A 14,274-nucleotide genomic window follows, 5' to 3' on the forward strand; every position below is an offset into this window, starting at 1 on the left:
GATGCGCCGGGCCAGGCCCATTTCCTAGAAAAGTCCGGTAATCTTACCGTTCTCATCCACATCAATGCTGTCTGCTGCCGGTTTCTTCGGAAGTCCCGGCATGGTCATGATGGAACCTGTAAGCGCCACCACGAAGCCTGCTCCTGCTGATACATAGGCATCCCTTACATTGATGGTAAAGCCCGCGGGCCGCCCCAACTTGGTCTGGTCATCCGACAGGGAATACTGGGTCTTGGCCATACACACCGGCAGGTTTCCAAAGCCCATATCCTCAATGCGCTTTAATGCCTTGGCAGCGGCCGGTGCAAAGGAAGCGCCGTCTGCTCCGTAAATCTCTTTTGCAATGGTGTTAATCTTATCCTTAAGGCTCATCTCATCCGGATAGAGTACATGGTACTGGGTTGGCTTGTTCTCCAGTGTCTCCATTACCTTTTCAGCCAGGGCAATGCCGCCCTCGCCGCCCTTTGCCCATACCTCGGACAGAGCGAACTCGCATCCCCTGTCTTCGCAGAACTTCTTGATATAAGCATATTCTGCCTCGGTATCGGATATGAAGGAATTGAGAGTAACCACCACAGGCACGCCGAACTTCTGGAGGTTCTCAATGTGCTTCTCCAGATTGACAATGCCCTTTTCAAGGGCTTCCAGATTCTCAGCTGACAGCTGGTCCTTGGGCACGCCGCCGTTGTACTTAAGGGCCCTGACCGTAGCCACCAGAACCACTGCGTCCGGCTTAAGCCCTGCCTTGCGGCACTTGATGTCAAGGAACTTCTCAGCTCCCAGGTCAGCACCGAAGCCGGCCTCTGTCACTACCACGTCTGCCAGCTTCAGAGCTGTCTTCGTGGCCCTCACGCTGTTGCATCCGTGGGCGATGTTGGCAAACGGGCCTCCGTGTACCAGGGCGCCTGTGTGCTCCAGGGTCTGGATCAGGTTGGGCTTTAACGCTTCCTTAAGGAGGGCTGCCATGGAGCCCACTGCATGGAGCTGCTCTGCGGTCACAGGCTCTCCTGCAAAATTATAGGCCACAATAATCTTGCCCAGACGGTTTTTTAAATCCTCCATGTTGTCTGCCAGGCACAGGATCGCCATGATTTCAGAAGCCACTGTAATGACAAAGTGATCCTCCCTGACCATGCCGTCTCCCTTTGCTCCCAGGCCCACCACGATGTTGCGCAGAACGCGGTCATTCATGTCCACACAGCGCTTCCACTGGATCTGCCTTGGGTCAATCCCCAGGGCATTGCCCTGCTGGATATGGTTGTCTAAGAGAGCTGCCAACAGGTTATTGGCGGAGGTAATGGCATGGAAATCACCTGTAAAATGCAGGTTTAAATCCTCCATGGGCACAACCTGGGCATAACCGCCGCCGGCTGCTCCTCCCTTAACGCCGAAGCAGGGGCCCAGGGAAGGCTCTCTGAGGGCTATGATGGCCTTCTTTCCCATCTTTCCAAATGCCTCGCCCAGACCAACCGTGGTGGTGGTCTTTCCTTCTCCTGCCGGTGTTGGATTGATGGCTGTTACCAGCACCAGCTTTCCGTTGGGACGGTCCTTTACCTGCTCCCAGAGTTCATCTGTCAGCTTTGCTTTGTATTTACCGTAAAGCTCCAGGTCATCCTCCCCGATTCCGTAAGCAGCAGCCACTTCTTTAATGGGCTGCATCACGGCCTCCTGCGCAATCTCAATATCTGATTTCATATTTTTGTTCCTCCTCTTATATTACGCCCCACGGTTTCCCGCCTTTGCAGGTCCGTCAACGTTTTATTCAAAAGCACCGGCCGCTGCTGCCCTTGCCGGCAGCCGCTGCTCTTGTTTCCCCATACACCCCTGTTCCCCTGCTCCGGCCCGCATGCGCCGCGCTTTCAGGGAACAGTTTCTAATACCCCTGCTCCAGCAGTTCCTCAAATTCTTCCATGCTCATAAGCACTTTCCTGGGCTTGGTACCCTCTTCCTCGCCCACTACCCCTGCTTCCGCCAGCTGGTCCATAATCCGGGCAGCCCGGTTGAAGCCAATCTTAAACATCCTCTGGAGCATGCCGATGGATGCCTTTTCTTTTTCAATGATAAACCTGCCAGCCTGGACAAAGTACTCATCCCGTTCAGAAGCCCCGCTTCCTCCGTCCATGGACGGGGAAGAGACACGGCTCTCCACTTCCGGATTATATTCCGCCACCATGCCCTGTTCTGTCAGGAATTCCACCACCCGGCCCACTTCCTCATCGGACACAAAGGCGCCCTGTACACGCTGGGGTTTGGGGAATCCAGCCGGATAAAAGAGCATGTCGCCCTTTCCCAGCAGCTTCTCGGCCCCGTTCATATCAATAATGGTCCTGGAGTCCACGCCTGAAGACACGGCAAAAGCAATTCTGGACGGCACATTGGCCTTAATCAGTCCGGTGATGACATTGACCGACGGCCTCTGGGTTGCAATGACCAGATGGATTCCCGCAGCACGGGCCAGCTGGGCCAGACGGCAGATAGCATCCTCCACTTCTCCCGGAGCCACCATCATAAGGTCTGCCAGCTCGTCGATGATAATGACAATCTGGGGCATCTTCACCGGCTTTTTGTCATCCTCTATATCCTTTATCTTTTCAACTCTTTCATTGTAGCCCTTTAAATCCCTGACATTGCACTCCGCAAACTTCTTATAGCGGTCCGTCATCTCGGCCACAGCCCAGTTCAGTGCCCCTGAGGCCTTCTTGGGGTCTGTCACCACCGGGATAAGCAGATGGGGGATTCCGTTATAGACACTGAGCTCCACCACCTTGGGGTCCACCATAATCATCTTCACATCCTCTGGTTTGGACTTGAAAATGATGCTCATAATCAGGGTATTGATACACACCGATTTACCGGAACCAGTGGCGCCTGCAATAAGCAGATGGGGCATCTTTCCGATGTCCGTCACCACCACCTGTCCGCCGATATCCTTGCCCACGGCAAAGGCCAGACGTGACTTATGGTTCTTAAACGATTCCGCTTCCAGCAAATCCCTCAGGTATACCATGTTGTTCTCTTTGTTGGGCACCTCGATTCCCACCGCCGACTTGCCGGGAATGGGCGCCTCAATACGGATATCCGCCGCAGCCAGACTCAGCTTGATATCGTCGGTCAGCCCCACTATCTTGCTGACCTTCACGCCCTGCTCCGGCAAAAGCTCATACCGGGTCACAGCAGGACCGCAGCTGATATTTGTAACCGTCACCCCAACACCAAAGTTATGGAGAGTCTGCTGCAGCTTAATGGCCGTGGCCTTATACTCATCCCCAGAAAAGGAACCGGCATTCTTAGCCCCCTTCTTAAGCAGGGTAGTAGGCGGGAACACATATTCCTTCTTTACTGCCTCTTCCTTTTCCTTGATTTCCTGGGCCACCGCCATATTGGAATCGGTCTGTCCGGCCTCCTCCCGCTTCTTCTCAATCTTTTTCTGGAGAAGTTCTGTCTCAGTCTCTATAACCTTGCCTGATGCCGTAACCACCCGCTTGGGCTCCTCCGGCACAAATATGCTGTCATAATTGATACCCTGTTCCGACGGGTCTGTCTCATAGATATCTGTTTCCGGAACATCCGTTTCAGGAATTCCCGCCTCATGGTCTGCGGCTCCGTGCAGTCCTGTCCCGTGAAGGCCGGCCGTACCCGCGCTTTCAGCAGACAAGGCAGCTCCTTCTGCCATATCCCCAGATGTCCCATATTCTTCTTCCCAGGGAACCGTATCCTCACGGCCCCGGTCATGGTCATAACCGTTTACAGGATTCTCGTCCCTGTCCGCAGAGGACCTGACATGAAACTCCATCTCCTCCAGGGTCTTTAAATCCTTCTTCACATGGATGGTGTCATAGTCCTCCCCATCATGTGTCCCATACTCGTCCTCCACAAGAATGCCGGTGACCACCGGCGCTTCTTCCCGGCGTCCCAAACGGCTGTGGCCCTCTATAGACCTGGCCAGGGCCCCCAGTTCATCCGTGTCGTAGGAATCCCCGGCATCGGTCCCCGGCTCCAAAGGCGGGTCAAACCTGCCCACAAACTCATCCGGCGGCAGGCTGTCCTTTGCGCCGGCTGTCTGGGCCGGGCCCCAGTCCTTCTCGTATGTATCGGGCATTTCAGGCATTTCCGGCATTTCCTCCAGATCCGCTCCAAACTCACGGTCAAATGCCTCCTCGTCATAATCCTCTTCCTCAGGTGTCATCAGCCTGGTGGCATTCAGATTAACGCCCCTCACCCTCTGTTCCTCGCGGATGCGCCTGCGCTCCTCCTCCCGTATGGCGTGAAGCTCCCTGCGCCGGTCCATATCCTCTCTGGCATACTGGTAAGCCTTGTCCCCTCCCCGCTTCACAGCAGACACAAAAGAGCGCTCCGTGATGCATACCATGCAGATGATGAACAGGACCACCAGAACCAGAAAGGTTCCCGGCTTCCCCAGTCCGATGGTAAGGAAGGAGGTAAGGACGCCTCCCAGCCATCCGCCGCCCGTACCGGTCAGGGTGGACTGCTTATAATATTCCATCCACTTCGCGCCGGCCGGAACCGTACCGAAGGCCAGCTGCAGCAGCCCGCAGACCGTAATCACAGCCCCTGCCACGGCTGCCAGCTTCATGGCAGCATGGATGTTTCCCTGATTGGACAGATGGAAACAGGTGCCCACAAATATCAGTATGGGGAATAGATATCCCACCATTCCAAATATTCCCAGCTGTACTCCGCGCAGCACATCGCCCACCACGCCGCACAGCTTGAAATTGCTCAGAAATAAAAGAATGGCAACAGCAAAAGAGCAGATGATGACCACTTCTGCTCTCATGAATTCCGTATTATCCTGTTCATAGGCCTTTTTTCCGGATGTCCCGCGGCTTTTGGAGGAAGTGCCTGTCTTTTTGGACGTGCTTCCCTTTGGCCTTCCCGGTTTTCTGTTCCCACTCTGCTGTCGTTTTGTTGTTTCAGCCACTTGATACAGCCTCCTGTCATTCTCTTACAAGTTGTCATACCGTATCAGCCTCCCATTCCCACAGCAGGCTGTCTCATTTATACAGTTAACTTATATTATGCTATATTTGAGGTTAAAATTCAAGTGGATTGTTTCAAAAGACGGAATCTACCGCCTGCGTTCCCGATCATCAATCATGGCATAAAGCTTTCCAAGGGCTTCCTTGATGCCTCCCACCTGGTTGATAAGTCCCGCCTCCACGGCCTGGGTTCCCACCAGAACAGTGCCCAGGTCCCTGGTCAGCATCTTTGTATTATGCATCAGCTCCCTCAGCTGGTCATAGGCGATATCGGCATGGTTTGATACAAACGTGAGTATGCGGTCCTGTATCATTTCAAAATACTCGTAGGTCTGGGATGTGCCTATAACCATCCCCGTCATCCGCACCGGATGGATCATCATGGTGCCGGACGGCACGATGAAGGAATAATTTGTGGACACGGCCAGGGGAACCCCGATGGAGTGGCTTCCGCCTAACACAAGCGATACGGTGGGAAGACTGAGGGACGCAATCATTTCCGCGATGGCAAGACCCGCGTCCACATCCCCTCCCGAAGTGTTAAGCAGCACCAGAAGTCCGTCCACACTGTCGTCATCCTCTATTTCAGCCAGCTTCGGCAGTATATGGTCGTATTTTGTGGTTTTGCTGCTCCCGGAGGAATTCTCATGTCCCTCCACCTCCCCAATGATCGTGATGAGATGGATTTTCCTCTGCCTGCGGTTGTCCTCCAGAATGACCTGGCCATACTCCTCCAGCTTATTGTCTTCCTTTTCTTCTATTTCCTTTTCAAGCTTTTTGGCTTCATCGTCCTGCTGGCGTACCTGTCCGTTTCCGTTTTCCGCCTGACTGTCTCTTTTTTTCCTGTTGTTTTTTCCTTGTCCCATAATCAGACCACCCTTTCGTGAACATTCATCAATTAAGGATAGTCTGCACCGTGAACCATAAAATATGCGCTGTCTTTTACAGAGTTTCGCGCAAAAATAACCGGCCAGCAGAGACTGCTGACCGGCTTTCTGAATAAAATACCATTTTTTTAATCTAGTCGCCCAACACATTCCTGATAGCAACCGGCGACCTGTAATTCCAGGTGGAAATCTTGATACCGCTCTTACGGCTGGCCGCATGGACTACCTGGCCGTTGCCGATGTAGATGGCTACATGGTTTACCTGTCCGCCGCTGCCCGCGTAGAATATCAAATCGCCGGGACGCATGTTGCCGGAGGTAACCGCCTTGCCCATCTTGGCCTGGGAGCCGGAATAATGTGGAAGGGACACACCGAACTGTTTCATGACCTGCATGGTGAATCCGGAACAGTCCACACCCTTAGTCAGGCTGGTTCCGCCCCATACATAGGGGTTGCCCACAAACTGAAGGGCGTAATTCACCACTTTGGAACGCCTGGACGCCGCGTTGTTGGCCGCCACCTCAGCAGGTGAGAACTTGATGGCCTCGTTCAGCGCGTAGCGCACCTCCACGTTGTTGTCCCTGGTGGAAATAAACGCCTTATCCACCTTGCTTCCGTCCTCTTCATCCACGGAATCCAGATCAATCTCCACCCAGCCGTCTAACTGAGCCACAACCGGATAACGCTCGTCCTTTACAATCTGGGTCCAGATTTTGGCCTCCGTATTGGGCTCCGTGCGTACATTCAGCACGTCTGTGTTGATAACCGCCTTGAGGGTGGCGTTCTGCATGGCTATATCCTTTGCCTCCTGGCCTGTGGCCGTGTACTGGGGGTCTGCCGAGATATAACCGATGATGGGGCCTGACTTAATCTTATACCAGCCGTCCAGGGTCTCCAGGATCTCGCCTGCCGCCTTGCTGGTCATCTTACCTATAATCTTGCCGTCTGACTTTGGCTCCTGGCGCACGTTCAGGTAGTTGTTCACCTTGGAAATCACCAGATTGTCATACTGGTTGATGGCCATGGCCTTCATATCCATTTTACGTCCTTCGTTCAGGGAATAGGCCACCTCAGCATATTCAGAGGAAATATATCCCTCCTCTATCTGAATCCAGCCGTCCTCCAGTCCCTTGACCACGTAGCGCTCTCCCTTTAAGGCCTGTCCGATAACATTTCCCGGATCCAGGGCAGGGGCCTGACGGATGTTCAGGTTGTCCGCCGTCACCGTGGCACGCAGCTTAACAAGCTCCTTTGCCTTTTCCCTGGCTTCGTCTCCGGTCAGAAGGTACTGGTTGCTGATGTAGCCCTCCACCCCGCCGGAGGTGATGTGGGACCAGTCCCCTTCCGTCGCCAGAATCTCGCAGGCTCCGTCTCCTGACAGCTTACCTATGATCTTGCCGTCAGTGCTTGGAGTCTCCCTTATGTTGAGGTAGCCGGACACCTGCACGATACCCAGATTGCTGTAGGAGCTGATTACATTGTCAATCTCCTGGGCTTCCTTCTGAGCTGCTTCCTCCTCCGGGGAAACACCGGCCGGATCTGCCTGGGCCGGGGTGGCGTTTCCCACCTGTCCCGTGGGGGCCGGTCCCGCTGCTTTGCCGGATACCGGCTTCTTGACTGACTTTACTCCCAGCACAATGATTCCCACTGCTGCGATGGCAGCCAGCAGAAGCACCAGGTATCTGGGGTCCAGACGTTGATTCCGTTTTTTTCTGGCCTTGTTCAGGCTCGATAGATAATCCTTATGTTCAAGCATGATTCTATAATCTCCAACTCATTATTCGCCATAAAAGCTCATATGACGTTAAGTATATCATAAAAACAGACTCGAAAATGTGAAAAATTTCTTAAATTTTGCCGGTCCCCGAAGTATTTACATGAAATGCCCCGGAAACCGGCAATTTTACCGCCTGATAGGGATTACTTTGAGAGCAGCATGCGGTCATTGGCAAACTGTCCCCCGCTGGCCTCTGCAAACTTGGCAAGAAGGTCCTCTACGGTCAGGTTCTGCTTTTCCCTGCCGGATACGTCATAGATAATCCGCCCGTCATTCATCATGATAAGCCGGTTTCCTATCTGGATAGCGTCCTTCATATTATGGGTCACCATAAGAGCTGTCAGGTTCTGCTCCGTCACCATCTCATTAGTCAGGTCCAGCACCTTCCTGGCCGTCTGCGGGTCCAGGGCTGCCGTGTGCTCATCCAGCAGGAGAAGCTTGGGCTTTTGCAGTGTTGCCATGAGAAGGGTAAGGGCCTGTCTCTGGCCGCCTGAGAGCAGTCCCACCTTACTGCTCATGCGGTTCTGAAGGCCCAGTCCCAGCCTGGTCAGCAGGTCGTGGTAATAGTCTTTCTCATTGGCCCTGATTCCCCATCCCAGCCCTCTTTTCTGGCCCCTTCTGAAAGCCAGGGCCATATTTTCCTGTATTTCCATGCCGGCCGCCGTGCCCTTCATAGGGTCCTGGAACACCCGGCCAATGTATTTGGCCCGCTTGTATTCGGGCTGCCTGGATATATTCACACCGTCAATCTCAATCTTTCCGGAATCAATGGGGTACACGCCGGCTATCATGTTGAGCATGGTGGACTTGCCCGCTCCGTTTCCCCCGATGACCGTCACAAAATCCCCGTCGTTCAGGGTCAGGTCAATGCCGTTTAATGCCTTCTTCTCATTGATGGTGCCTTTGTTGAATGTTTTGCGCACATTGGTCATGATCAGCATTATACATTCCCCCCTTCCGAGTATTCCTTGTAGGTCCTCCATTTATTGGCAGCTACCGGGATACAGAGAGCCAGGGTAACCACAATGGCGGATAAAAGCTTCATATAATTCGGATTCATGCCCATCTTAATGACAAAGGCCCGGATGACAAAATAGATCACGGAGCCGATGACTGCCGCTGACAGCTTAAGGGCAAAGTTGCGGAACCAGCCAAAGAGCACCTCCCCGATGACAATGGCTGCCAGTCCAATAACAATGGCTCCGGTACCCATCTGGATATCCGCGTACTTCTGCCCCTGGCACACCAGGGCGCCGGACATGCCCACCAGACCGTTGCTGAGCATCAGTGCCAGCAGCTTGGTCCACTTGGTATTGACCCCCAGGGCGCGGATCATGTCCTCGTTATTTCCCGTTGCCCTCAGGGCGCTGCCTATCTCCGTGCCGAAGAACCAGTACATCACGACAACCATAAGTATGGCTGCCGCGATGCCGATGACCTGGGACGCCTGGGCCTGGTTAAAGCCCGTGGCGGAAGAAACCATGGTCACAATGGACTTGGACTTGAGAAGGGGAATGTTGCTGCTTCCTCCCATAATCCACAGGTTGATGGACCACAGGGATATCTGGGTCAGAATTCCGGCCAGTATGGAAGGTATCTCAAATACCGTGTGAAGGATGCCTGTCACAAAACCCGCCGCCATTCCTGCCAGGGTGGCTATAAACAGGGCTGCCACCGGATTCATTCCCCTGCCCACAATCAGCGTGGCACAGACGCAGCCTCCCAGTGCAAAGCTTCCGTCTACGGTCAAATCCGCAATGTCCAGAAGCTTGAAGGTGATGTATACCCCCAGCACCATGATTCCCCAGAGCACGCCCTGTCCCACTGCATCTAACAGATTGGGGCCCATGCCCTGCATCAGATTCGCAAAATTCATATCTTATATTTACCTCCCTTTCCGTCTCTATTCCTTTGTATCATTTGATGATGTAAATAGCTTGCCCAAACCGCTGTTCCCGGAAGCCTTACAGCTTGAGCAAACCATCTACCTTCTTTGCCGGACGCCATTTTATCCGATGGCCGCTATTTTGCCCGATGACGCCATTTTGCCCGATGACCGAAAAGAGGGTGCTGCAGGCCAAAGCGGTTTTCACCGTCTCTGCCCCGCAGCACCGCCTGTATCATCCTGAGCTGCCTGACTGTCTATTTTAATCCGGATACATCAATCCCAAGTGTCTGGGCTGTTTCCTCGTTCACTGTCAGCTCGCACTTCTCAGCCGGCAGGTACTCAATCGGCATATCAGCCGGTGACGCTCCCTCGGTGAGGATTTTCACAGCCTGCTGGCCGGTCATGTATCCCAGCTGGTAATAATCAATGCCGTATGTAGCCAGTCCGCCGTTCTGCACCATGCCTGCCTCGCCGCAGATAACCGGCAGATTGTTGTCTCCTGCCACCATTCCAACTGTGGCCATACCTGCTGCGATTACGTTGTCCGTTGGGGCGTAAACCGCATCCACGGCACCTACCATGGACTGTACCACGGTCTGAATCTCATTGGAACTGGATACCGTGTATTCCTTACTCTCCATGCCTGCCGCCGCAATGGCTTCCTTTGCCATGTCAGCCTGGATCTTGGAGTTGGACTCTGCGGAGCAGTACAGCACGCCCACGGTCTTGGCTTCCGGAACCAGCTGCTTAAGCAGGTCAATCTGCTCCTTCACAGGAGTCAGGTCAGAGGTTCCTGTAACATTTGCTCCCGGCTTTTCATTGGTGTCAACCAGACCGGATTCAGCCGGGTCTGTCACTGCGGTAATCAGGACAGGGGTATCTTCCACTGCGCCCACCATGGCCTGGGCAGCCGGTGTGGCGATGGCCAGAATCAAATCCTTCTTCTCATTGGCGAACTTGGACGCCACTGTCTGGCAGGCTGACTGGTCGCCGGAAGCATTCTGCTGGTCAACCTCGTAAGCGATTCCAGCGTCGTCTAAAGCAGCAATGAAACCGTCATTGGCAGCGTCCAGGGCGGTGTGCTGCACCAGCTGGAGTACGCCAATCTTATAGGTGGTTCCCTCTGCCTTTGCAGCAGTCTCACTCTCTGAGGCCTCTGCCCCGGTTGTCTCCTCCGCCTTTGAAGCCGTATCAGCTGCTGTCTCCTGGGTCTTGGCAGCAGCTGACGTGGTTTCAGCCGTATTGCCTGCGCAGGCCGTCATGGACAGAACCATGGCGCCGGCTAAAACCAGGGACATGATTTTTGATGTCTTTTTCATAATACTATCTCCTCTTTCCACATAAGAATTCGTCCTCTGTCAGGACTTTTCCTATCATACTACAAAAAAATTGCGCCGTCAATTTTATTACTTTAAATTTCTGTGATTTTAAAGTAATAAAGTGAAAAACTGGTGTTTTTTGCAGATATTTCCATTCTTATTTATGCATATCGAGAGGAATGGTGACAGTAAACTCTGTGCCCTTGTCTAACTCAGAGGTCACATGGATGGTTCCATGGTAAAAATTCACGATGTGTTTCACAATGGACAGCCCCAGCCCCGTACCGCCCTGTTTGCGGCTGCGGCCCTTATCCACCCTGTAGAACCGCTCGAATATGCGGTCCAGGCTTTCCTTTGGAATTCCCACGCCGTTGTCCTTTACCCTTACCAGCATGTCATCTCCCTGTTCCCCCACCGTAATCCACACCTGGCCTCCGGGCCGGTTGTACTTGATGGCATTGGTGGCCAGGTTGGTAAACAGCTCCTTCATCTGCTGCAGGTTAGCACGGATACACAGGGGCTTGCAGTCCACATGGAGAAACACCTGGCAGGAGGCGGCCAGCGGCTTTAGGCTGTCCATGATCTCCTGGAGAAGCACGCTGATTCTCACATCGGAAAACATTACCTCGGCATCCATGGATTCCAGGCGGGATATCATCAGAATGTCGTTGATAAGCCCTGTCATTCCAGCGGCCTCCTTCTTGATTCTCTTTGCGAAATCCAGCTTCAGGCCGTCATCCTGAATCATGCCGCTCTCCAGTAACTCCGCGTAGCCCTGGATGGAGGTGATAGGAGTCTTAAGCTCATGGGACGCGTTGCTGAAAAATTCCTGGCGAATCTGTTTTTCCTTTTCAATCTGGCTTAAATATTCCTTTACGTCCTTTGACATATTCATGATGGTCCCGGCTATGACGTTGATTTCAGGGTATTGGCAGCTTTCAAACTGCAGCTCCGTGTAATCCCCCTTTACCTTCATCACGGCTTTCGAGATATCGCGCAGGGGTCTGGTGACCGATGACACAAAGCGCCTGGTGGTCACCACGGAGCAGACCATGGCCATAAGGAAGCTTAAAATGGCTGCCGGAAACAGCATGGGAAGGTATTCCTGTATGCCGGAATAGGGCACGGCCAGGCGGAGCACCATGTCTGAATACTCAGAGCGGCAGGCCACATAGAGCATGGTTTTTCCCAGTGTTTTGGAATAGCGTCTGGCATACCCCTCCCCGTGCTCCATGGCTGCCTGTATCTCCTCACGTCCCTGGTGGTTGTCCAGGTACTCGGCATCCGCGTCAGAATCTGTTACAACGGTTCCATCCGACTTTATAAGGGTCACCCTGCTGGAATCCTGGTCCGTAAACGCCTCCAGGCGCTCCATCTGCTCCATTAAGTCCCTGTCATAATCCAGGATGCTGTCCACGGCCTTGATGGTGTAGGTCATATCATTTTTGGAGTTTTTTAACATCATTTTGCTGCTGGCAATATAAAAGATGACGCTGTTAATACACAGCGCCGCCAAAAGTACCAGGATAAAACGTTCCAATAATGCTTTACGCATGTCTTCCTCCTTGGTTTCCTGTCATGTTATCTCACCATACGGTAGCCCACGCCCCGGACCGTCTTAATGCAGGCACCGCCCTCTTCTCCCAGCTTCTGGCGAAGGGTGCGGATGTGCATGTCAAGGGTTCTGGTCTCTCCATCGTACTCATAACCCCAGATGCGGTTGAGCAGTTCATCCCTGGTCACCACCCTGGACTGGTTCTCCAGCAGATAAACCAACAGCTCAAATTCCTTCAGTGTAAGCTCTACCAGCCGGCCGCCGCTTGACACTTCCCTGGTCTTGCGGTTGACCTGGATGTCCTGGTAGAACAACACATCCCTGTCCTCCTCCCGTTTGGTCCTGCGCAGCAGGCTGCGGATGCGGGCCGACAGCTCCAGAACCCCAAAGGGTTTTACCATGTAATCGTCTGCCCCGCAGTCCAGCCCAACCACCTTGTCAAGCTCCTTTTCCTTGGCCGTCAGGAGCATGATGGGCACATATTTTAACTGCTCCGTATTTCTTACCTCCTTGATGGCCTCTGTGCCGTCCATCCCCGGAAGCATCCAGTCAAAGATTACCAGGTCCGGCTTTTCCTCCCTCATCCTGGCCAGGCCTTCCTCCGCGGTTTCAAACCCTTCCGCCGCATATCCAAAGCCCTCCAGGGCAATTTTCAACAGATTCATGATGTTTTCATCATCTTCAATAATATAAATCCGTTCCATTTTCCAACTACCGCCTTTCCCGGCATACAGCCTATGTAAACAGCATACCAGACTGAAGTAAAATCCACCTCATGGGAATGTAAAACTTGTGTAAAGTTTTTCCCGCTACAGGACCTCCTTATACACCCGGAGCACATTTTTACAGAATACAGCTTCTATTTCCAAAGGGGTAAAGCCTTCCCTTTCCATGGCATGCGCCAGCATGGGGAGCTTTCCCGCATCCCCCATCTCCAGATTCCCGCTGATTCCGTCAAAGTCGGAACCCAGCCCGATACAGCCGATGCCGCCAATTTTCCGAATATGCTTCATATGCTCCACCATGTCGGATATGCGGCTTAACTGCTCTTCCCCCGGTCCGAAGTCCCGCAGAAAGGCAGTGCAGTAATTGATGCCCATGACGCCGCCGCGTTCCGCCAGAGCGCGTATCATATCATCGGTCAGGTTCCTTGGATGGGAAGCCATGGCCCTTGCGTTGGAATGGCTGGCCACAAAAGGTTTTCTGGTATGCCGGAACACATCCCATATGCCTGCGTCATTCAGGTGGGAAATATCAATGATCATTCCCAGGCGCTCCATCTCCTCCACAAATGCAATCCCGGTATCCGTAAGTCCATGCTCTGTATCCGGCGCCATCCTGAAGGTGCCGTCCTCCTCTGTCATCCTGGCATTGGGAAATGCCAGCTCATTGGGGAAATTCCAGGTCAGGGTCATCATGCGCACACCCAGCCGGTAAAAATCCCGCAGAAACGCCGTTTTACCCTGGCAGGTCCCGCCTTCCTCCACTGTGAGAAGGGCCGACATCCTGCCCTGCTCCCAGTTTCTGCTGATATCCTCGTAGGATCTGACGATTCCTATGATATCCTCATGGGCTTCCATTTCCTGGTAGAAGGTATCGAGAAGTTCCATGCAGAATTCAAAGGGCCTTCCCTTGGCCTGTTCCAGATTGACATACAGGGCAAAATTCTGCAGCCCGTAATCCCCTGCCTGCATCTTTTTCAAATCCAGCATCATCTGGTTCTCCAGGATGGACTGCCTGCCTCCCTTCTTATGGTCCTTATAGATTTCCGCAATGGTATCGCAGTGCATATCCACAACCTTCATATCCCTGTCCTCTTTCCTGTTCTTTGGTATTCCCAATTTATTC

Annotated in this window: 10 protein-coding genes; all 10 read right to left on the reverse strand. The window is 53.2% G+C overall.

The features are described from left to right. Nucleotides 1–24 precede the first annotated feature (24 nt). Entirely contained in the window at nucleotides 25–1,695 is a 1,671-nt protein-coding gene (locus LI015_RS11425) for a formate--tetrahydrofolate ligase (protein WP_002564543.1), read from the reverse strand. 178 nt (nucleotides 1,696–1,873) lie between these two features. Then, nucleotides 1,874–4,942 carry a DNA translocase FtsK gene (locus LI015_RS11430; protein ID WP_227125064.1) on the reverse strand — a complete coding sequence of 1,023 codons (3,069 nt, stop codon included), beginning with the start codon at nucleotides 4,940–4,942 and terminating at the stop codon, nucleotides 1,874–1,876. Between the two features lie 147 nt (nucleotides 4,943–5,089). Then, nucleotides 5,090–5,866 (reverse strand): ClpP family protease, encoded by a 777-nt coding sequence (locus LI015_RS11435; RefSeq protein ID WP_002564545.1) that lies wholly within the window; start codon nucleotides 5,864–5,866, stop codon nucleotides 5,090–5,092. A 154-nt stretch (nucleotides 5,867–6,020) separates the two neighbouring features. Beyond that, the gene (locus LI015_RS11440; RefSeq protein WP_002564546.1) at nucleotides 6,021–7,643 is read right to left on the reverse strand and encodes a C40 family peptidase; all 1,623 of its coding nucleotides are present in this window, start codon (nucleotides 7,641–7,643) and stop codon (nucleotides 6,021–6,023) included. A gap of 164 nt (nucleotides 7,644–7,807) precedes the next feature. Continuing rightward, nucleotides 7,808–8,605, reverse strand: a complete 798-nt coding sequence (locus LI015_RS11445; RefSeq protein ID WP_002564547.1) for an ABC transporter ATP-binding protein — start codon at nucleotides 8,603–8,605, stop codon at nucleotides 7,808–7,810. Continuing rightward, nucleotides 8,605–9,540, reverse strand: a complete 936-nt coding sequence (locus LI015_RS11450) for an ABC transporter permease (protein ID WP_002564548.1) — start codon at nucleotides 9,538–9,540, stop codon at nucleotides 8,605–8,607. Before LI015_RS11450 ends, LI015_RS11445 begins: the two co-directional genes overlap by 1 nt. A 266-nt stretch (nucleotides 9,541–9,806) precedes the next feature. Beyond that, nucleotides 9,807–10,871 carry an ABC transporter substrate-binding protein gene (locus LI015_RS11455; RefSeq protein WP_002564549.1) on the reverse strand — a complete coding sequence of 355 codons (1,065 nt, stop codon included), beginning with the start codon at nucleotides 10,869–10,871 and terminating at the stop codon, nucleotides 9,807–9,809. Nucleotides 10,872–11,028: 157 nt separating this feature from the next. Then, nucleotides 11,029–12,426: a sensor histidine kinase gene (locus tag LI015_RS11460; RefSeq protein ID WP_002564550.1), complete on the reverse strand. Its 1,398-nt coding sequence runs from the start codon at nucleotides 12,424–12,426 to the stop codon at nucleotides 11,029–11,031. Nucleotides 12,427–12,452: 26 nt separating this feature from the next. Beyond that, nucleotides 12,453–13,130, reverse strand: a complete 678-nt coding sequence (locus tag LI015_RS11465) for a response regulator transcription factor (RefSeq protein WP_002564551.1) — start codon at nucleotides 13,128–13,130, stop codon at nucleotides 12,453–12,455. 105 nt (nucleotides 13,131–13,235) lie between these two features. Next, entirely contained in the window at nucleotides 13,236–14,231 is a 996-nt protein-coding gene (locus LI015_RS11470; protein ID WP_002573337.1) for a dipeptidase, read from the reverse strand. Between the last annotated feature and the right edge of the window lie 43 nt (nucleotides 14,232–14,274).

Source organism: Enterocloster sp. 210928-DFI.2.20 (genome assembly GCF_020554465.1).
Taxonomy (GTDB): domain Bacteria; phylum Bacillota; class Clostridia; order Lachnospirales; family Lachnospiraceae; genus Enterocloster; species Enterocloster bolteae.